Source organism: Rhodothermales bacterium (assembly GCA_041391505.1).
In the GTDB taxonomy this organism is placed as follows: domain Bacteria; phylum Bacteroidota; class Rhodothermia; order Rhodothermales; family JAHQVL01; genus JAWKNW01.
Genome location: JAWKNW010000002.1, coordinates 81093 through 102416, shown reverse-complemented (window position 1 = coordinate 102416; position 21324 = coordinate 81093). Strand labels below are relative to the sequence as shown.

Below are 21324 nucleotides of genomic sequence, written 5' to 3'. Positions count from 1 at the left end.
CAACGCCGGATGTTCTTGATACTCCTTGCCGGGGTCGTCGCGCTGCTTGTGGTGGGGGCGATCGTCGTGCGGCAGCACATCGACGCGGCGTTCGTCGAGGCGCGCATCAATCGCGCCCTGGCCGAGGCCGGCCGGCCCGGCCGCGTATCCGTCTCTGCGTTCCGCCTGTCGCTCCTGACGCGGTCGTTTGTCGCCCGCGATATCGCCTATGTGGCCGATGGCGATTCCACGACGCCCGGCATTGACGTCCGCATCCCCTTGCTGGCCGTCCAGGGCATCAGGCTGCTGCCCTGGCTGATCGATCGGCGCATCTCCATCCGCGCCATCGCGTTGGAGGGATTGACGGTCGATGGCGAACGAGCGTCCGCCCCTGACGACGAGGCCGGCATTTCGATGGCGCATCTCGTCGGTCGGCTGCCCGATGTGTCGGTGGATCGCATCACACTGCCGGCGCTGCGGCTCGGCGCGGCGCCGTATCTCGGCGCGTTCGACCTCGAAATCATCGGACTGGAACTCAGCGAGGCCGGCCTGCGCGACACCACGCGCGTCGCGTTCTGCCGGGATCTCCGCTTTGCCATACCGTCAGTCCGGTGGACGACGGCCGACAGCCTGCATGCGGTCACCCTGGACGGCATCGCCGGCTCCACCCGGCAGGGTCGGCTGGATGTGGATTCGATGCACGTGACGCCCATGTTTGCGGACGAAGCCTTCATGCGCCGCGTCGCGTTCCGTACAAATCGGATCGCGACCGGGATCGCCGGCGTCCGGCTGGCCGGCGTGGATTACCGCGCACTCCTCGATCAGCAGGCCATCCGCATCGACGTGATCGCTGTCGATTCAGCGTTTCTCGATGTGTACAAGGATAAACATCTACCGGAGGACCCGAACAAGCCCACTCCGATGTTGCCTCACGAGGCCCTCCAGGCCATCGGCATGCCCGTCTATCTCGACGCCCTCTCGCTCCGCACGGCCCACATCCAGTACCGGGAAATGGAGGAAGACGGGGAGCTGCAGGGCATGGTCTGGTTCGACGAGGTCAACCTCGCCGGCAGCGGCATCTCCTCCGAGCCGGACACGACGCGGCCGGACGGCGGCGCCGCGCTGCTCTATGCCCGCGCGCGGTTTCAAGACGCCGGCATCCTGCATGCCGCGTTCGAAATGCCGCTCCACGTCCCCACCTTCATGATGCGCTACCATGGCACCCTCAGCGGCATGTCGGCCGAACTCGTGTCGCCTGTCCTCACCAACCTCAAGGGCATTCGCATCGGGAGCGGGTATGTCGACAGCCTCGCGTTCGACATCCGGGTAGACGATGCCCGGGCCGACGGCGAGGTGCGGGTGGCCTACCGCGACCTGAAAATGGGGTTTGTCGACAAGGTCGATCGGTCCAGGCGGTTGCAGGATCGGCTCAAGACCTTCTTCGTCAACGGCGTCCTCATCGCGGAGAGCAATCCCGCCAGTCCCGACGAGCCGTTGCGCGTGGGGGAAACGGCGTATGTGCGGGACGAGGACCCGTTCTTCCGGTTTCTCTGGCGCGCGCTCCGCGACGGACTCAAGGCCTCCGTCAACCGGTGACGGCCCGGCGAACGCCTATCCCCAGCGATCGCCGACCAGCGCCAGGCACTGGATGGCCGCGAGCCCCAGCTGGGCCGTGCCGTTGCTCGACACCGTCGGCGCCTCGTCGATGGGTCGCAGGACGTCGGGGCCCGCCAGGCGCGTCGTCTCCGGGGCCCGCGCCGACGGGATGCGCCCGCCGCGGCCGGAGAACTCGTCCCACGCCCGCGCCGCGAGGGCCGGATCGTTCGTGGCGCGCGCGGCATAGGCGGTCAGCCGCGAGTGCCCCTGGCGCAATCCGTTGTTTCTGAAGGACTGACCGAGCCGCCGTTCCTGCTCCTCCGCCGGCGCGCTGTAGAGCGTGCAATACTGCAGCCACGCCTGCTCGAATTCCGGCACGTCGAGCAACTGGATGAGTTCGGCGCAGACCTCGACGAGGCCAAAAACGGCGTTGAGGTGCGATACGCCCACCTCGTCGTGGGTGACGAGGTCGAAGGCCCCGGTGTCGAGGTGCATCACCTGCCCCGTGCTGAAGAAGCCGTGCGGCTGCCGGCCGAGGGTCTGCATGCCGGCCACGAGCCGGTCGCGCATCCGCGTATCGCCCGTCCGCTCCCACTCCGTCAGCCAGGCGCCGGCGAGCGACCCCCAGTCCGTACCCACGCTCACCCCGATCCGGTCGGGATCGGTGGGCCGCGCGCGGTCGAGGTCGCCCGGCTTCTCCGCCGACGCCAGCTTGCGGCCCGGGGGGATGCGCTGCAGCGCGCGGCCGGCCTCGATCTGCTCCCGCATCAGGTCGCCGACACGCTCGTCGGCGGTGAGGTAATAATAATAGCGCCGGTTCAGGGCCGTACCGATGCGCAGCTGCTTGGCGCTGCATCCCCAGTGGAGCACGTTGTGCCGCGACCCCAGCGGTGCGAAGCGGCCGGTGTGGTGGACGTCCACCTCGCCGGTGTGCCGCGTCATGGCCTCGGCGAACCGGAACAGGTCGGCGCGTCCGCTGCGGATGAACTGCAGCCAGAGCCAGAGGTCGGTGGACAGCTCCGAGTTGTCCCAGGCGTACCCGCCCACGTCGTAGCGCCACTCGTGGCGGTCGGCGTCGTACGTATGCATCACGTCGCCGTAGTTCCAGAAGCCGTACCAGCGCCGCTGCTCGCGCTGGTTCCGGTAGAAGTCGAAGAACCCGTCGAGCGTGTCCTCGATGTCGGCGCGCGCCGCGGTCGACCGGTCGACCGGCGCCCAGATCCCGCCGAAGACGTCGCAGGCATGCAGGTACGCCGGCGTGGTGACGAGAACCGGCGGCGTGCGGACGGCGGCCGTCAGCTGCGCGAGGCGCTCCCGGGGCGGCGTCGACGACAGGGCCCACAGGTACAGCTCGCTGGTGCGGGCGACGCCTTCGGGGGTGTCGAAGCCCGGCTCGTAGTCCTCATAGGTGATTTCGAGTCCGCCATTGTACTGCTTGTCGTACGTGTCCTGCCCCATGCCGTCGTGGTAGGGGCGGAGGTCCATAGGCTGCGCGTTGGGGGCCCACATCCACAGCGTAACCGCTGCGGTATCCGTCGCGGCGTCGCGGATGTCGAGCTGGGCCGGGTAGCTCTGCCAGAAATGGCGGAGGCCGAACCCGAGCCCACCCGCCGGCGTGCCGACGTAGCCGAAGCCATCGGAGCGCTGTCCCTGGGCGGCCGTCAGCCAGGTCTGACCGTCGGCGGTGCGCTTGCGAATCTGGAAGCCGTCGGCGGTGACCTGGTCCAGCGTCCAGTCGTTGTAGGCCGGCACGTACGGCAGGCGCGGCGGCACGCGGGGATTCCAGGCGTCCAGCGGCGGCGTGGCGCGTCCGGCCACCTGGGCCTGGCGGACGGCCTCGCCCGGGTCGATCCGCAGCCCCGTCAGCCCGCGAACCGCCTCGGCGAAGAGGCCGCCCTCGCTGCCGGCGAAGCGCACGTGCCGGTCGTGCAGTTCGCCCCGCATCGGCACGGAAAAACGCAGGCCGAGCCCCGCGATGAAGTCGTTGTGCTCGTCGCCGTCGAACACGATGGTGTGCATCACGCGGACGGCCTCGCCGCCGGCGTAGAAATAGAGCCGGACGGTAAACGGCAGCCACGCCCGTTCCGCGCGGGCGTGCCGCCCTTCGACCCGGACGACCGCGCGGACCGGCCCCGACTGTTCGAGGGTCACGGCGTCGATGCGGCCCGTGAAGGCTTCTTCCCGTTTGATGCCCGGCTGCGTCCGATCTTCGAGCAGGCAGACGAGCCGGCCGTCCTGCGCGATGAGCGCTCCGCCGCGCGCGATGTCCCTCACGATGACCTCTCCCGTCTTCGCGATGCGGGCCGTGAGGACCCCGGTGTCGATGGCGATGCCGTCCGGCGTCTCGACGGCCGTCAGCCGGCGGGGCGGGGGGGCGGGTTGTCCGGGAACGAGGCGGTAACGCGCCGCCGGCACGGCATCGGCCGGGATGGCGTGGGCGGTCCACTTCAGCGAGCCGTCGGGCCAGAAGGCCGTGGGCCACGACTGCACCGGGACGCCGGCGCCGGCCTCGGATTCGAGGGCAAAGGACGTGTCCGCCGGATGCGCCCCCCGAGGCCAGGGTACGCCCCAGGTGGCGCCGGCGAACGCGGCCGGCGCGTCGCCGTCGAGCCAGCGGACCGGCGCTTCGCCCTCGACGAGCGGCTCCGGCGGCGACGGTGGGGCGGCCAGCGCTGCGGTCACGAAGGGGAGCGACGCGACGGTGACGTTCGTGCGCTTGAGGAATTCGCGTCGGTTGAAGCGGGCGGGGTTGGGCGGTTGATCGGACATGCGGCGATTGCGGTGCGGGGGGAGGGGATCATCTGATGCTGCGGGTCTCGGCGCTCGTCCCGGGGTGAAGAGGGTCGAGGAATGCGGTAAAAGTATAGCGTTCGCCGGCATCAGAATCATCCGCACCCTGTCGCCGGGGCGTGGCGCCTATGCTGGTCGGAGACTGGCCTGCCCGTCATCGGGCAGGCGCTGCGATGCCGATGTAAACGGCTGGGCGATAAAACGCGTCAAGGTAGAGCGCCGGCGCAGTGCCGCCGGCAGAAATCGCAAACGCCCATGGGGTGAATCATGAAACGTAGAGACTTTTTGCAAACGGCCGCGGTCGTGCCGGCGGCGATGCTGCCGCTTCCCGGGTCGCGACCTGAACCCGCACCTTCCGCCGTCAGGAAAATCTTGGTCTACGGGGGGGACTTTGATCGAGGCTTTACGAAATACGCCGCCTCGCTGACCGGCAAAACCAATCCCCGGATCTGCTTTCTGCCCACGGCAACCGGCGATGCGACCGGCTACGTCATGCGCTGGTTCGAGACATGTGCCGACCTGCCGATCAGACCCTTCGTGCAGCGCTCGTTTATTTCATCCTACAGCCAGAAAGAGTCCTTCGAGACCGTGTTTGCCCGGATGGACGCGATCCTTGTGGGAGGGGGTAACACGCTGAATATGATGGCGATCTGGAAGGCACAGGGGATCGATCTCGCGCTGCGCAAGGCGTGGGAGAACGGGGTGGTGCTGGGCGGAGGAAGTGCGGGTTCGCTGTGCTGGTTCGAGCACGGCACCACCGACTCGCGGCCGGGCGAACTGACCACCGTGGAAGGCCTGGGTTTGATCGAAGGAAGCCACTGTCCGCACTACGACGCCGAAGGGGAGCGAAAACCGCTCTATTGGTCGAAGATCAAACGAGGAGAATTTAAGCCCGGCTACGCGTGCGACGACCGCGCGGGGATATACTTCGAGAACGGGGAGGTCAAACAGGTCGTCGCGCTCGATGAAAAAAGCAACGCCTATTTTGTCACCCTGGCTGGAGGCGAAATTCAAGAGACCGCGCTGCCCCACGTCGTGCTCCCGCCGGCCTGGCCGTGATTAGCGGAGATGCCGTAGCCGATCATCAGATGCCGGCGCCCCCATCCATGACGCGCTTTTTCGAGGAGAAACCCCGCATCGTACATCCATGCCGGGTTGCGTAGCGCCCGTTCCGGAATTGAGCCGTCATCGCGTGGTATCCTACGTAAAAAAGCCCGAAGCATCGTGATGACGCTTCGGGCTTCTCAGGCTCCCCGGGTAGGATTCGAACCTACAACCCTTCGGTTAACAGCCGAATGCTCTGCCATTGAGCTACCGAGGATCAACGGGAGGCGTATAAACCGGAAACCGCCGGGCGGGGTTTCCGTGTCGGGGCAAAAAAATACAACCTGCTTTTGGCCGCACGCAAGATCCCGGCCGGCTTACGCCAATCTTCACTCAACCCGCGCCGACATCGGCCGGGACGTCCACCGGGATGGTCACGTAAAACGTCGAACCTTTGCCCGGTCGCGAGCTGGCCTGCAGGTGGCCGCCGAGCAGGGCGGTGAGTTCGCTGGCCAGCGCCAGCCCGATGCCGGTGCCGCCGAATTTTCGGGTGAGCGACATGTCCGCCTGCGAAAAGGCTTCAAATGCGAGGGCGATCTGCTCCTCGCTCATCCCGATGCCGGTGTCCTGCACGGCCAGCTGCAGCCAGGTGTCGCTCAGCGCGCCCTCGGGCGGGCGTACGCGGCGGACATCCAGCCGCACCATCCCCCGCTCGGTGAACTTGACGGCGTTGCCGAGGAGCTGGTTCAGGATCTGCAGCAGATGCCGGCGGTCCGCCTCGAACGCTTCGGGCACGTCGGGTGCGACATGTGCCTGCAGGTCGAGCCCCTTGATCTCGGCGTCGCGGCGGATGGGGCCGATCGCGTCGATCAGGAGATCGTTCATATCCAGATGCTCGATGGACACCTCGCGCTGGCTGCCGGCGAGGTCGGAGAAGGTGAGCAGGTTTTCGATGATCTCCATCAAACTCCGGCTGCAGTCGGCGATGGTGGCGGCATACTCTTTTTGCTCCCCGTCCAGGTCGGTGGTGAAAAGCAGGTCGTTCATCCCCATGATGCCGTTCATCGGGGTGCGCAGCTCGTGGGTGATGGCGGCCATGAAATTGGTCTTCGCCTGCGCGGCGGCGAGCGCTTTCTCGCGCGTGGCGAGCAGTTCGGTGTGCGTCCGCTCCAGCTCGGCGGTGCGCGACGTCACCATCTCCTCGAGCCGCTTCCGCCGCTGGTTGAGCGCGTAGGTGCGGAGCTGGACGATCCCGAAGACGAGGGCCAGCGCGCCCAGGCTGCTCAGCGCGATGAACCAGGGGCGTAGCCAGAATGGCGGCGTAATGACGAGCCGGTAGGTCGCCGGCGTATCGGACCACACCCCGGCGTTGCTCCGGGCGCGGACGTGAAACGTATAGTCGCCCGGAGGAAGATTGGCGTAGGTGGCCGTCCGGCTCTCGGTAAGCGGGAGCCAGCCGTCGTCGAACCCTTCCAGGTAATACTGGTAGCGCAACAACTCGGGGTTGGTGAAGCTCAGCCCGTGATAGTCGAACGTGATGTGGTTCTGGTCGTGGTCGAACGTGGGTGTTGCGTCGGCCTTCGGGGTGAACGGCTCCCAGAACAGCCGGATCTCGTTGACGTGGATGGGCGGAGGGGCGGTTTTCTGGGGCGCGACGCTCGCGTCGTATTGCATCAGGCCGAGGATGGTCCCGAACCAGAGCCGATTCCGGGTGTCGACCACCGCCGCGTTCATGTTGGTCTCGACGCCGATGATGCCCTCGAACTTGCCGAAGGAGCGGATCATGATCTCGCCCGCGTCGCGGTAATGCCCCACGTCGAAGCGGTTGACCCCGCGGCTGGTGCCGATCCACAGGTAGCCGTCCGCGTCGCTGACGGTGAAATAGACGGTGCCGCCGTTGAGCCCATCCGCTGTGCTGATGGTGTCGCGCACGACACCACGATGCCGGTCGAAACGGAGGACGCCATACCCTTGCGTGCCGAGCCACAGGAGGGAGTCGGCCTCGGGGGTGATGCTCGCCACGGGGATGTCGGCCAGCGCCGGCAGCAGGACGAGCGAATCTCCCTCGATGTAGCCCAGTCCGCGCGACGTGCCGGCCCAGAGGACGCCCCGCTCGTCCTCGCGGAGGGTGTAGACGATCGTCGACATCGCCGGCGTGGTCGTGCGGATCGGGATGATGGCCTCGCCGTCGATGCGAGCGAGGCCGTTTATCGAGCCGGCATATACCGCGCCGGTCGACGTGGCGAGCACGGTGTAGACATAGTAGTTGGTAAGCATCGGCGGGAGTAAGCGCCCCGCATGGAGCCGGCTGACGCCGCCGGCCGTGGCGATCCACATGTCGCCGCGCGCATCGCGCGCAAAGGCACGGACGTGGTTCGAAGCCAGCCCGTCCGCCGCGGTGTAGTGTCGCAGAGCGTCGCCATCCCGAACGAAAGCGCCCTGGGTGAGGGTGCCGATCCAGAGCCGATCGAGCGCGTCCTCATGGACGGCCAGGATCACGTCTTCGTCGATCCCCAGCGGCGCGTTCTGTTGCGTGAAGGCGGTGTGTCGCAACTGGATCACCCCCTGCCCGGATGTCCCCGCCCAGATGTTGCCCTCACGGTCCTCGAAGAGGGCGCGGACGAGCAGGTTGGCGCTTTTGCTGACGACGGTGGTCTCGCCGCTGCGTTCCCTGCGCGTGATGCCGCCGTCGGTGCCGGCCCAGATGGCGCCCTCGTCGTCGATCAGGAGGACGGTGGTCCGGTCGACCGGCAGCTGCATGGCGTCGTTGGTGACGGTGATCGTTCCGTCTTCCATCACCGCGGTCCCGCTGAACGACGCGATATGCACACGGCCATCCCGGTCGACGAGGATGTCGTCGATCTGGCGGGCGGGTAGCAGGGCCTCGGGGTGGTGGCAGTCGAACCGGTAGCCGGCTTCGAGGCTGCAGAAGCCGTCCCGCGTCGCGATCCAGAGCCTCCCATCCGGCCCTTCGTTCAATGCGAGGAGCACATTGTCGGGCAGGCCGGCCTCGGTGGTGTAGCGCAGGAGATGGCCGTCCTGATACCGGCCCAGACCGGCCGTCGTGGCGATCCAGATGGTATTGTCGGATGTGCGCAGGAGGTCGGTGACGAACGCGGTACCCAGCTCGCCCTCCAGCGGCATGCGGTGGAAGCGGTCATTCACATAGACCGTGATCCCCCGGTCGGTGCCGATCCAGATGCGGCCGTCGGCATCCTCGGTGAAGGCGGTGACCTGGTTACCCGACAGGCCGTTCTCGACGGTCGAATTGACGAAATAGATGCCGTCGAACTGACTCACGCCCCCCATCGTCCCGATCCAGAGGTGCCCCTTGCTGTCCTGGAAAAACGCGTTCACCTGCGATTGCACGAGCCCTTCCTCCACGCCGTAGGTGCGCGACACGTAGTGCTGCGCGCCGGCTCCGGCGGGCGCCGATGCCAGGAGTAAGCCAAGGATCGCGCATACGCGCCACGCACGTACGCGCCAGAAGGGGCGCGATGCCATCACGTCTCAGCCGGTAGGGAGATGCGGGGTATACCGGGGAGGGTATCGGCCGGATGGGGGGGGACTATAGGGGGGCTATTCGTTGAGCCACCGATTGTTTTCGCGGTCGACGTCCGGGAGGAAGGCGCCGGGGTCGATCTCGACGCGGGTGACGGTGCCGGGTTCGAAGGTGAGCACGGCGGTGCGTTCACCGGCGAGCCAGGTTTCTACCGGGACGGTCTGGTCCGCGGTGCGGCCGTCGGCGTAGGTGACGCGGACGGGGAGGGGCATCGGGGTGAGGCCCTTGTCGACCACGGTGACGCGGACGTTTTCGTTCGAGACATCGACCGATGCGATGGCCTGGTCGAGCGTCCAGGTTTCGAAGAGCAGGGGCGTCCAGAACCAGTCGAGATCCATGCCCAGGACATCCTCAAACGTATTGAAGAGGTCGTACGGCTGCGGATGCTTCCACATCCAGCGGTTTGCGTATTCGCGGTAGGCGGTGGTGAAGGCCTCCTGCCCGACGAGCCCGCGGAGGGCGTGCAGCGTCACGGCCGGCTTGCTGTAGGAGGCGATGCCGCGGGCCGGCGAGTTGGGCGGGTATTCGTCGGCGTGGCGCATGGATTCGACCTCGCGCCCGGTGCCGGCGATGCGGTAGTAGCCCTGGTTTTCCGGTGCCCAGGCGGTGGAATCGTTCCAGAAGTCGCGCTCGGCCTCGTTAGTGTTGTAGGACGTCAGGCCTTCGTCCATCCAGGTAAACGCCTTTTCGTCCTGCCCGACGATCATCGGAAACCACATGTGGCCGATTTCATGGAACGTCACGCCGAAGAGGGACCGGTCGTTGCGCCCGCCGCCGATGTGGGTCAGCATCGGAAACTCCATCCCGCCGCCGATGACGCCCTCGACGGTGGTCATGTGCGGATACGGGTAGGGCATAAACATCTTCGACAGGTACTCGATGGAGAACTTGGCGAACTCGGCGGAGCGCTGCCAGGTGGTCATGTTCGGCCGGTAGAAGGCGTTGATGCCGCTGCGGTCCGGCGTGCCGTCGCCGTTGCGGTCGCCCACGACGGCCGAGGTGGCGTCCCACAGGTAGCTCGCCGAGGCGCCGAACGCGAAGTCGCGCACCTGCTCGGCCTTGAAATGCCAGGTGAGATGGCCGTCGGGGCTGTCGGCGGTGGATACGCCGGCCTTGCGGTCGGCCTCCGTCACCACGTGCACGATGTCATCCGACGTCGCCGCCCGCGCCAGGCGCTCGCGGGTCTGCGCCGAGAGGACCTCCTCGGGGTTCTGGAGCACGCCGGTCGCGTCCATCACCCAGCCTTCGGGGAGCGTGAGGCGGACATCGAAGGTCCCCCAATCCGCATAGAACTCGCCGTTGCCCATGTAGGGATCGGCCTTCCAGCCGTTGACGTCGTCGTAGACCGCGATCTGCGGGTACCAGTAGCCGACGAAGAACATGTCGCCGTCGGTGCCGATGCGGGGGGCGCCGGCTTCCGGGACTTCAAAGTCCCACGCGAATTCGAGCGTGGCTTCGCCGCCGGCGGGGATCGGCTCCGCGAGGCGGATCTGCATCACGGTGCCCTGAATGCGGTAGCCCGGCCCGCGCAGGAAGCCCTCGGCCTCCGCCATGTCCGTCCCTTCGACGCGGACGAGCGACACCGGCATCCCGTCCGTCAGCTTCTGGGGCCGGTTGCGGATGGCGCCCGGGGCATGGAGGTTCTGGTGGAGGTGCACGAACACGTCCGTCAGCGCGTCCGGCGAATTATTGTGGTACCGCACGCTCGACTCCCCGCGGACGCGGCGCGTCTGCGGGTCGAGGGTGGCCGAGATGGTGTAGTCGGCCGCGTTCAGCCAGTAGTTGGGTCCGGGCCGGCCGGTTACCGTCCGGGTGCCGGCATCGAGGCCGCGCTGGAACTGGACCGACGGGATAACAGGGTAGGGGACGGGCCGGCGGGTCTGGGCCGTCGCGGGTGCGGTCAGGAGCAGGAGGGCGGCGAGGAGGAGGCTGAAGCGGTGCATGCGGATCGTGTATCGGAGATCGGGAATCGAAAAATGCGGGCGGTGGGCCTGTGGGTAAACGTAGGGCCGGCATTTTTATAGATTTGATGGAATCCCGTTCCGGGGTCATGCGTAAGAGCCGACATTGTTGCGCGAGGCGCTGTGTCGTTTGTATTATGGCGCCCCGTTTAAGCAGCCCAAGTGGCGGAATTGGTAGACGCGCTACGTTCAGGGCGTAGTGGGGGCAACCTCGTGATGGTTCGAGTCCATTCTTGGGCACAACGGTTCAAACGCCGGCTCTGGTTCAGAGCCGGCGTTTTGCGTTTGGGGCAAACAGTGAAGCAGGCGGTAGACAAGAACCTCCTGGGAAACGTCTGCACCCAGCTGGTGAAGCGCCCGAAGCTCCTCGGGCTGGGGAAGGGGCAGACAAACTAAAGCGTGGACTGATCGCCTACCCGTGCATATGGTGTGGGCAGTCGCACACCGGGAAGCAGAAGCGGTATCACCCGGAGTGCCTCAGGAAGGCCGATGCGGAACGAAGGGAGAAGGGTAGGTAGACGGTCGATAACCCGCGAGTGTGCGCCTGGACGGGGTGTTCGGAGCCGGTAGGGAAGGGGAGGAGGTACTGCTCGGATAGTTGCAAACAGAGGGCGTGTAGGGCGAGGAAGGGGCGAAACTAGCCTTTTCTGCGGCGGATGCTTGGACGGCCACGAGTCGCCTCAGTGGCCGCCCTCACTTCTCAATTACGTCAAATGAATACGAGTTAATACCCAGGCACCTCGGCTTGCACCGAAAATGTCATTGGCCCCAGCTCGCATTGATTCGTATGCGTGAGTACAATTGTCCTGCCTGGGATTGGCTCAAAGGAAATATCTAGCGAGACGCACCCGAATCCTTGAACAAGCTGGCCTACGTCTGCGCGTAGGAAAGATTCGAATCCGGGCGTCACGGCAAATTCCCGACGTTCGATCCATGCGGGGCCCTCCTGTAAGGTAAAGTCTTGGACGGCCAAAGTGTCGAGACCGGTCGGCGTCTGTAACAACGTCGTGCCATCTCTCCCGCTCACCAGATGATACTTCAAGAGAACAGATACCGAGTCGCCCCAGGCTGTAGTACCGCCAGTGTCAAGCCTGCGAGTCAGAGTGCGAGATGACCTGAAGATATCGTCGATGTAGATTTCAAACAGCACACTTGAACCGGTCATCAACTGCCCACCGATGTAAAGGAGTTGTGATCCATCTTCCGCATCGAACGTGTACTCCCATGGTGGCGAGATTCGATCAAGTCGGATGATCTCCCCAGACGCGTCCATGTAGGTTATATTGACCTCCGCCGTCGCGGAACCCTTGGCGGAGTACCGTATCTGTGATCTGGTACTGGATCCCGACAAGGCATCGCATCCAAAGAGGCAACTAGAAAATACGATGCAAGCCCAGAGGAGTGCGAGTCGATGCATATGAATTATACTGGAATGACGTGTTATGTATGGGGGTCGTTGCGGTATGACGGATGGACACAAAGCCTTGCTGCTTATCCCGCCCTCAAATCCTGCGGTAATCGCCCGAACGTCTGCTGCTAGCTGTGGTGCTACATCCATCCGGCGAGTTACTCGTCAGACCTCAGTTCACGCGTCGTTTCATCTAGGAATCCCCAAAGCTTGCCTGATAAATGAACTGAATAGCGCCAACCGGCACCATTTCTAAAAAAGAAAATCGCTGCTGCCAGCCCACTCAGTCCAGCAAAGAACACCATTGCATAATTATCGTCTCCTATCCCGAAGACGGCAATGACAGCGCCTATGGCGCCAGCTACCCAAATTAGTCCCAGTCCAATCAAAAAGAAATTACGGCAGTTGTAAGACGAAGAACAGTCCTTGTGTTTGCCATGACGATCGCGAGATTATTCTCAGGGGCAACCTAATTAGATACAACACGCCTCCGCGCCTAAACTGTCAGCAACTCAGTCGCAGACGCGGGTTAATTGATTTGCTTATGATTTTCGCCGCGAATCCGTATCTGTGCGGAATTTGAAACACCTCCCCCGCATGCTTCCTTCCAGCATGCGCCGAACCGAAGCCGCCGACATCTACCGCCTCTGCGCCCGCCACGGGCTTCCCAGGCCACACACGGAAGGGGAGGAGGACAAGCTGACCCTCGTGTGGGACTCCGAGCCGCTACGCGTCCGCCTGAGCGCCTTCAAGGCCGCTGTGTATCTCCTGCGGGCTCTGTACGTTGGGGAGGGAAGGCGGCGCGGCTGCATGTCGAGCGCAACCAGCGCATCCTGGGCGATCCTACGAGCGAACTGCTGTTGTGGGGGGTGATGTGTCCGCATGCATTGTGGTGTGCGACGATTGATCGTCGATGATCAACCGACATCTCACCAGCGCAGTTCATTCTTATGCGTCATCTCTTTTTACTTGCTGCCCTTGTATGGTCCATAGGGTGCGCGACAACAACCAACGTACCTCAGGACACACGCACGAGGATCTACAATAAGTCCGCTACAGAAGCGCAACAGGCTGCGGTGCAGTTGCTGGAGGCAAACGGTTATTCCGTTGATGTCTCGGCTATCCAGGTTGGCATGATCAAAGGCGAGAAACCCCTGAGTACGATTGCCGCTGCACTTGTGGGTGATGGTCGATTTGAATTGAGTTTCCTCATTCGCGAGGCAATGGACGGGAAAACCAGTGTAACTATCAGCCCGCGTTCGTATAGCTCTAATGCATTCGGAGTTGAGCGCCAGGATTCATTCACCGGCAAGCAGATCCAGGCCCTCGTTGACGATGCATTTGCTCAATACACTGTACTGATTGGTGGTGGAGACCTTGGATCGGTAGCGTCAGCCAAGGCAAGCGAGGCCGATGCTAGCGGGCGCCTCGATTGCTCGGATAGCTCCTATAAGGCGGATCAATTGCGGGTTGTCGTAGCCAGCAATACGCCCGTATACACGCTCGCCAACACGAATAGTGCAATGATGCTCCATCTCAACGCAGGCGTGGACGTGGTTACATACCGCACTCAAGGTGACTTCACCCAAATATGCTCAGGTGAATCAAAGGGCTGGGTAAAAACCAACACAATAGGTAAGAAGCGAATGAGCAAGTGATCTGTTCGGCATGCCAGTGAACTGCCCCGGATTTGCCTGATTCTCCAACGTGTGGGAATCTGGAGTCATGAGCACACGAATCCAGATTTAAGGGGGTCCGCCTTCCCCGCGTGATCCCACGCGAAATGGCATCAGCTACCCCGATGCCATGACCTTTCGGCACCGAGGTAGCTGATAATGGAGTTTACACCTTTCGGGAATTACTTGAGCAGTACCATTTGCTGGACGAAGCTGCCTGCCGGCGTCTCGAGGCGGTATAGGTAGGTCCCGCCCGGCAGGTCGCCGGCATTGAAGGTTACTTCGTGGCTGCCGGCTTCCTGTATGCTATCGACAAGGCGCTCGACTTCTCGGCCCAGCATATCATAGACGGTCAGGCGCACCTGGGCCTGCTCGGACAAAGCGAAGGTGATGGTAGTGGTTGGATTGAATGGGTTCGGATAATTGTGAGTCCGGTTGTTGATCGGGCCCATTGCTTGTCCGGGTCCATCGTCCATGCGACCACTCACGCTGGAAATATGGCCAACGTTGATATCGACAGGGAAATCGAATATATAGGCCGCGCCGGCATCTTTGCCGGCCTCATCGTTGTTTGCAACTCCAATCAGGGCATTTTTTGCGGACAGGGCGACGCTACTTCCAAATCCGTCGTACGGTTCGCCATCGCCTGCGATCAGCTTGGCGACTTGTGTCCACATGCCTCCCGTCCATTCGAATACATAAGCCGATCCGGTATCCGAGGCTGTCTCGTCAGCACCGATGGCTCCGATGAGCGCATGCCCGCCGTACATCGTCACGGAGGAGCCGAAGAGATCGCCCGGTGAGGCATCGCTCGCTTGCAGTTGGGCGACCTGCTCCCATGTGTCATCAGTCAGCGCGAAGACATAGGCTGCGCCGTGCGAATTACCGCTGGCTGGCATCACTTCGCTCCAGGGAGCCCCGATCAGCGCCTTTTCTCCTTCGAGAGAGACCGAGACCCCAAATTGCGCCCGACGTGCACCGCCATTCAGCACCGGCAGTTCCAACTTTGCGACCTCTCGCCATGAGCCATTCTCGGGTTCGAAAAGGTACGCGGCCCCTGAAGCTCGCCCGTGGTTCGTGTTTTCGGGCGCACCGATCAATGCATGAGCGCCGGAAAGCGCAACGGAATGCCCGAACTTGTCCCGGGCTTCACCGTCGCTGGCCGTTAGTTTGGCTACTTGAATCCAGGCACGACCCTTGCGTTCAAACAGATACGCGGCCCCAGGGTTACCCCCGAAACCGTAGCCAGATGCACCAATCAAAGCGCGATCGCCTGACAGCGCTACAGCGCCTCCAAAGCCTCCCCGTAAGGCGCCTTGGCTGGCCACTAGCTTGGCGACTTCGATCCACTCGTTTCCACGTCGTTCGAAGATGTATGCCGACCCTTGACCTTCGTACTCAAACGGTGTGTCCTGACTGTCGCCCGGTGCGCCGATGATCGCTCGGTCGCCGACAAGGGCGATCGATGAACCAAATAAATCATTGAGACCCCCGTCGCTCGCGGTCAACTTGCCCACCTGTACCCAATCCCCTGCCTATTTTCAAGAATGTAGACGGATCCCGGGCCGATCCCGTGTCATCGTCCACCGGAGCTCCGATAAAGGCTGTATCGCCCCAGACGGATACCGACCGTCCAAAACGGTCGCCTTCTGCGCCATCGTTCGCAATCAACTTGGTGCCTGCTTGACCGTGGGCCTCCCCGCTGGTCGATACCATGACGATCGTGAGGGCGATTCCGTAGCTGAGTGTTCTGATCGAGTTAAGCAGATTGTATAGCATGATGCCTGATTCCTCAGGGGGGAATGTGTAAAACGGTTATCCAACAGGATGTGACAGGGGGAGGGTTAGGGAGATTGCTTGATCTAAGGCCGTGTCAAACGTCAGTTCGCGTTGATCCAGCGCGCTGTCATGGTGCAAATCAGCGTCTGGATGTCAAACGGTGCAACGCCGGGTTCATTTCACCAGCACCATCCGATGCACGAAGCTGCCTGCCGGCGTCTCGAGGCGGTAGAGGTAGGTCCCGCTCGGCAGGTCGCCGGCGTTGAAGGTTACTTCGTGGCTGCCGGCGTCACGCACCCCGTCTACCAGGCGCGCGACTTCGCGCCCGAGCAGGTCGTACACCTGTACCCGCACCGCGGCGGATTCCCGCAATGAGAAGCGGATGACGGTGGACGGATTGAAGGGATTCGGGAAATTGCGCTCCAGCCGGGTCGCGACAGGCACCTCGAGGCTCGACCCAGAACGCGTGTCCGGTTGAGCGAACTCCGCGGGATCGTTGGCGCTGGTCGCGCGCGAGACCGAGGCCGTAACGTTGGTGATCTCGATTCCGCTGATCAGCGGGCGACCGTATGCCATTTCCGGACTCAGCGATAGATCCAACGCGTTGTCGGTCACCTGTGTATAAAAGCACGAGCGAAGGGCCGTGGCGCCGCCGGTTTCTGCGTAGATGTCCAGATCATTCACGGCCACGACGTTTTCGGCGACGACGTCGAAGACGCGTGCGCCCGCGCTCCAGTACGTCTCTTCGCCTTCAACGAACAGGAGGCACACGGTGTAGTCGCCTTCATCGACCGGGAATGCCCAGTTCATGGGGATTTCCGGGGATTCGCGAGGATCCCAACGATAGCTTTGAAAAAGCGCATCAGGCACCGGCGTGGGATTGAGGAAGGGCTGCTGATTTCTACCGGTTTTGTTGTTCGAGCCAGTAGCCAGCAAGAAAGACGAGGGGGTGGATCTGGTATCCCGCTGCCAGTCGATAAGATCGGCAGGGATCTTTTCGCCGCCGGCGTTCACGCGATAAAGCGGCTGCGGATCGCGATACTGGGCGAGGTAGATGTCCTGGCTTTCGCCTATGTAGTCTACGATATACGAGGTGTTGCTGGGGTCGAAATCCAGCAAGTTCTGAAAGGCACCGCCAAAGTGACCTGCCAGATGGATGACCCCGAAATCGTCCACTTCAAACCCTTCGACATACATGCCGTACCACGCTTCGCTGATCTCAAAGGCCCAGACCAGTTTTCCTTCCGCAGAATATTTGGCGATGTAAGCGTCTTCAGAGGAACGGCTGCCCAACAACCATGCTGCCGGCCCGGGATCGAAGTCGGTCTCCCCGACCATCGTGCCCGCGACATACAGTTCTCCCCGCATCGAAACGTCGACTTCCGCGCTATTCAGCACACTCCCTCCTTCTCCGTATTTCATCGCCATGAGAAAGTCGCCGTTGGACGCGTAGTGGGCGATAAAGCCACTCTGTGTGGTGCTCGACAGGATGAACGCACCAGCACCCGGGTCAAAATCGACTGGGTCATCAGGACTCATCCATCCGGTCACATAGAAGCCATCGGACGCGTCGATCTCCAGGTCTTTCAGCGCCATGGCCTTCTCCCCGCCGAGATGTGTGCTCCAGCGATGGCGGCCATTCCGGTCGTAACTGACCATAAACACGTCCTGGCCGGCGCCAGCGGTCAGTGAGATGATCTGGTTGCCGCGGGCGACATCGATGGTACCGGTGAAAACGCCGCCCACCAGAAGGTGGTCCTGTGCGTCGATCCCGATGGCAATACCGCGATCGAAGCCAACATCACCGATGCGGTGTCCCCACAGAAAACCTCCCTGGCGATCGTATTTCGCAAAGAAAAGGTCGTTGCTGCCCGCACTCGAAATCAAATATTCTTCCTCGCCTGGGTCGAGGTCCATGTCTCCGGAAAAATCGCCGGCTACGTAGACGTCCCCATCCCGTGCGAGGGCGATATCTGCGATCTCAAAGGCACCACTCAGGCCGATGGCCCACAGAAACGTGCCGTCCGGAGCATATTTGGCGAGGTAGCCGGCCTTGAAATTTTCGCCGGTCAGGAGATATTCGTTCGGGCCAGGATCGAAATCTACTGTTCCGTTAAACCGGCCGGCGATGTACACATTCCCTTCGTCGTCAACGTCAACTTCATGGCCCCGGTCGCAGGAGGGACCACCGATTACGAAGGCCCACAGGATCTGGCCTGAAGGATCGTATTTCGCGAGATACGTATCCTCGATACATCCCGTCGACGGTTTGCCTGTGAGGATGTATTCGCCCGGGCCCGGGTCGAAGTCGTACGTAGACGGCAGATTGATATGCTCCAGGGTGCCTGTGATGAACGTGTTGCCGTCCCGGTCGACGGCCAGGCCGTTGGCATAGGAGTAATTGTCGTACGTGTGAGATGCGCCGACGGCAAAGGCGTAGTCGAGCGATTGGCTTTTTCCCGGTGTGCCGAACAGGCATCCCAGGAGAACCGAAAGAAACAGGCATCGGATGGCCCTGAAGTCGCACGTGCTTGGAAAAGACATGGCTTGGTCTCCAGGGGGGCGTGGTTAGGTGTGTACCCAGCATACTGGATGCCGCGTCGAATGGGATCAAGGTGCAAGGCGATTCCGGAGCAAGGCACCTGGTATCGCGCATGGGGAGCGCCGGGGGGCCGTGTACAGGTGGCGCATACGGGAAACCCCACTCGCGAGACTGCATGCATGTTGCCGAGCAAGGGAGAGGGGATTACCTTGAGCCCTATGGCGCAGTCACGGGCTATTTCCGCCTGCGAATCGATGGGCCGATCCCCGTGTTCGTCTCGACCCCTTCAGATCGGGGTAGTTCGGCGTCACGGTCACCGTGCAGCGTTTCTGTTTGTGCGAAACGCCCGCCGCGAATTAGGTGAACACGATGAAACGCAGAGACTTTGTCCGGGTCGCCGCCGGGGGATCCATCGCCGCCGTCAGCGCGGGTGACTATGCAACCCGAAGGGCGCAGGGCCGACCCGCGGCGCGCATGAAGGTGGGATGCCAGCACGGCGGGGTCACGAAGGAGAATCTCGAGTTCCTGGCCCGCCACGGCGTCTACCACATGGACGCCGGGAGCCCGCGCCTCATCGAGGGCGTCGGGTGGGACCTCGACGACTCGCTGCGCATCGTGGATGCGGCCGGCGCCTACGGCATCCGCGTCGTCGCCTATCACCTGCCGCTGACGTCCGCCGGCATCGACCGGGTGGCGACGCCGCATATCATGCTCGCGAAGGATCCGGAGCGGGATCGGGAGATCGAGATGATCCAGCAGATGATCCAGGTCGCCGCGAAGAGCGAGGTCCGTCTCCTGCTGTACAACACGACGATCCTCCCTGTCATCCGCACCGGCAGAACGAATGATCCCGGTCGGGGCAACTCGCGGTATTCCACCTGGAACTACGAGGAGGCGCTCCAGCGAGGCATGGATGCGGAGCTGACCGTGGCGGGGCAGGTGGATCTGGACGAGCTCTACGCCCGCATCACGTATTTCCTGGACCGGGTGCTCCCGGTGGCGGAGGAGTACAACGTGCGGCTCGGCAACCACATCGCGGATCCCCCCACGCCGATCGGGTACCGGGGCATCAGCCGCTGGAACAGTCCGGACGTCCGCGAAGGCATCCGGCGTTTCGCCCAGCTCTACGACAGCCCCTCGCACGGCTTCAACCTGTGCCTGGGGTCAACGGCGGAGGGCTTGACGGATCCCCGCACGGAGATCCTCCCGATCATCGAATGGATAGGCCGGCGCGGCCAGATCTTCAACATCCACCTGCGCAACATCAAGGGCGGGTGGAACGACTTCCAGGAGGTGTGGCCCGACAACGGGGACATGGATTTTGTCCAGGTCATCAAGGCGCTGCGCGACGTCGGCTACGACGGGATGGTCATGCCGGACCACATCCCCCAGCACGACGATCCGGCGAGCGCGCTCCAGGGACACGCGTTTTGTTTTGGCTACATAAAAGCGTTGATTCAGGCGATGGGGGCGTAGCTGATCCGCCCCCCATAAACCCCACCGCCTCCGGTTCGACGAAAAACCAGAGCATGCACACAGCGCCTCCGTTTTACATGACACTACGCTCTATCGATGCGGCGGGACGCCTCGCGATCGTCCTCCTGGCGAGCGTCCTCCTCGCCGGCTGTCGGCCGGCCCCCCAGCGTCCCCCCAACATCGTCCTCATCATGATCGACGATCTGGGGTGGATGGACCTGCGCGTCCAGGGCAATCCGCTGCTGGATACGCCGGTTCTGGACCGCCTCGCCGCCGAGGGGATGCGGTTCACCGACGCCTACGCCGCGGCCCCGGTCTGCTCGCCGACGCGGGCGGCCGTGATGACCGGCCTCTCGCCGGCGCGTCTGGCCATAACCAACCACATCACGGGCGACCAGGCGCAGTTCCAGCCGCCGGGCGCCACCCTCCGCGCCGCGGAGATGTACAACTACCTCGCGCTCGACCACGTCACGATCGCCGAGCGGCTCCGCGAGGCCGGCTACGCCAACGCCTTCATCGGCAAATGGCACCTCTCGGGGACAAACGATGAGATGGATTCCGTCGAGCCCGGACGCCGGCCCGAGTTTCAGGGGTTCGACCTCAACGTCGGCGGCGTCAGCTTCGGCGGGCCGCCGAGTTACTTCGACCCCTATCGCAATCCGGCCATCGCGGACCGGCGCGCCGGCGAATACCTGACGGATCGGCTGGCGAATGAAGCCGTCGCCTTCATGCGCTCCCACCAGACGCAGCCCTTTTTTGTCGCCCTCTGGCCCTATACCGTCCACTGGCCGATGGAGGCGCCGGCGGCGCTTGTCGCGAAATACACGGCGCGTCCCGGCTTCACCGACCACGGGGACGGCCTCGACGCGAGCCAGCGCTACGGCGCCATGATCGAGGCGATGGACGCCGCCGTCGGCCGCGTCCTGGCCGAGCTGGACGCGCTCGGGCTCGCCGAGGAGACGCTGGTGATCTTTACATCGGACAACGGCGCCTACGGCGGGGTCGCCGACCTCGCGCCGCTCCGGGGAGCGAAGGGGCATCTCTACGAAGGAGGGCTCCGCGTCCCGCTGATCGTGCGCTGGCCCGGTAAAATCCCCGCCGGCACCGTCTCGCCCGAGCCGGTCGTGAGCATGGACTTCTACCCGACGATCCTGGAGGCCGCCGGCCTGGCTCCGGCCCCAGACCGCCCGCTCGACGGCGAAAGCCTGCTTCCGATCCTCACCCGCTCCGGCCCGCTCCGGCGCGACGCGCTCTTTTTTCACTATCCGAACTACGCGTTTCACGGCGAAAACCGGCTCGGCGGGGCCGTCCGGGAAGGGGACTACAAACTGATCGAGCACTACGACGACGGCTCCGTGGAACTCTACCGCCTCTCGGACGACCTCGGCGAGCAGCGCGACCTGTCCGCCGACATGCCCGAAAAAGCCGCCGCGCTCAGGAGCCGGCTCGACGCCTGGCTCGTCGCGTCGGGCGCACGGATGCCGGTCCCGATCGCGGCCGACTAGGCCCGG

10 protein-coding genes and 2 tRNA genes are annotated in these 21324 nt (G+C 63.6%); 6 read left to right on the top strand and 6 right to left on the bottom strand.

All coding sequences use genetic code 11. The annotated features are described in order from the left end of the window. Window positions 1-15: 15 nt before the first annotated feature. A complete protein-coding gene (locus R2834_02460; protein MEZ4699166.1) occupies window positions 16-1575 on the top strand; it encodes a hypothetical protein in 1560 nt (519 codons plus the stop codon). Between the two features lie 15 nt (window positions 1576-1590). On the opposite strand, the gene R2834_02455 is transcribed toward R2834_02460, so the two are convergent. Further along, window positions 1591-4344 carry a hypothetical protein gene (locus R2834_02455; GenBank protein ID MEZ4699165.1) on the bottom strand — a complete coding sequence of 918 codons (2754 nt, stop codon included), beginning with the start codon at window positions 4342-4344 and terminating at the stop codon, window positions 1591-1593. A gap of 288 nt (window positions 4345-4632) precedes the next feature. Here R2834_02455 and R2834_02450 point away from each other — a divergent pair, with 288 nt between their 5' ends. Further along, a complete protein-coding gene (locus R2834_02450; protein ID MEZ4699164.1) occupies window positions 4633-5424 on the top strand; it encodes a peptidase E in 792 nt (263 codons plus the stop codon). 190 nt (window positions 5425-5614) lie between these two features. Here the strand turns inward: R2834_02450 and R2834_02445 are convergent. The 3 genes from R2834_02445 to R2834_02435 form a co-directional block, all read right to left on the bottom strand. Beyond that, window positions 5615-5686: transfer RNA gene (locus R2834_02445), tRNA-Asn, on the bottom strand. Between the two features lie 116 nt (window positions 5687-5802). After that, window positions 5803-8913 (bottom strand): two-component regulator propeller domain-containing protein, encoded by a 3111-nt coding sequence (locus R2834_02440; protein MEZ4699163.1) that lies wholly within the window; start codon window positions 8911-8913, stop codon window positions 5803-5805. Window positions 8914-8988: 75 nt separating this feature from the next. Then, a complete protein-coding gene (locus R2834_02435; GenBank protein MEZ4699162.1) occupies window positions 8989-10914 on the bottom strand; it encodes a M1 family metallopeptidase in 1926 nt (641 codons plus the stop codon). Between the two features lie 174 nt (window positions 10915-11088). Here R2834_02435 and R2834_02430 point away from each other — a divergent pair. Together R2834_02430 and R2834_02425 are read left to right on the top strand one after the other, a co-directional pair. Next, window positions 11089-11172, top strand: a tRNA-Leu gene (locus R2834_02430). A 2118-nt stretch (window positions 11173-13290) separates the two neighbouring features. Beyond that, complete coding sequence (locus tag R2834_02425; GenBank protein ID MEZ4699161.1) at window positions 13291-13998, top strand: hypothetical protein; 708 nt, start codon at window positions 13291-13293, stop codon at window positions 13996-13998. A 200-nt stretch (window positions 13999-14198) separates the two neighbouring features. Here the strand turns inward: R2834_02425 and R2834_02420 are convergent, their stop codons facing one another. Both R2834_02420 and R2834_02415 read right to left on the bottom strand, forming a co-directional pair. After that, window positions 14199-15533, bottom strand: coding sequence for a T9SS type A sorting domain-containing protein (locus R2834_02420; GenBank protein MEZ4699160.1), 1335 nt, complete (start codon window positions 15531-15533; stop codon window positions 14199-14201). A gap of 436 nt (window positions 15534-15969) precedes the next feature. Further along, window positions 15970-18339: a malectin domain-containing carbohydrate-binding protein gene (locus R2834_02415; protein MEZ4699159.1), complete on the bottom strand. Its 2370-nt coding sequence runs from the start codon at window positions 18337-18339 to the stop codon at window positions 15970-15972. 367 nt (window positions 18340-18706) lie between these two features. Here R2834_02415 and R2834_02410 point away from each other — a divergent pair, with 367 nt between their 5' ends. Both R2834_02410 and R2834_02405 read left to right on the top strand, forming a co-directional pair. Then, the gene (locus R2834_02410; protein MEZ4699158.1) at window positions 18707-19813 is read left to right on the top strand and encodes a mannonate dehydratase; all 1107 of its coding nucleotides are present in this window, start codon (window positions 18707-18709) and stop codon (window positions 19811-19813) included. 77 nt (window positions 19814-19890) lie between these two features. Continuing rightward, complete coding sequence (locus tag R2834_02405) at window positions 19891-21318, top strand: sulfatase (protein MEZ4699157.1); 1428 nt, start codon at window positions 19891-19893, stop codon at window positions 21316-21318. Window positions 21319-21324 lie beyond the last annotated feature (6 nt).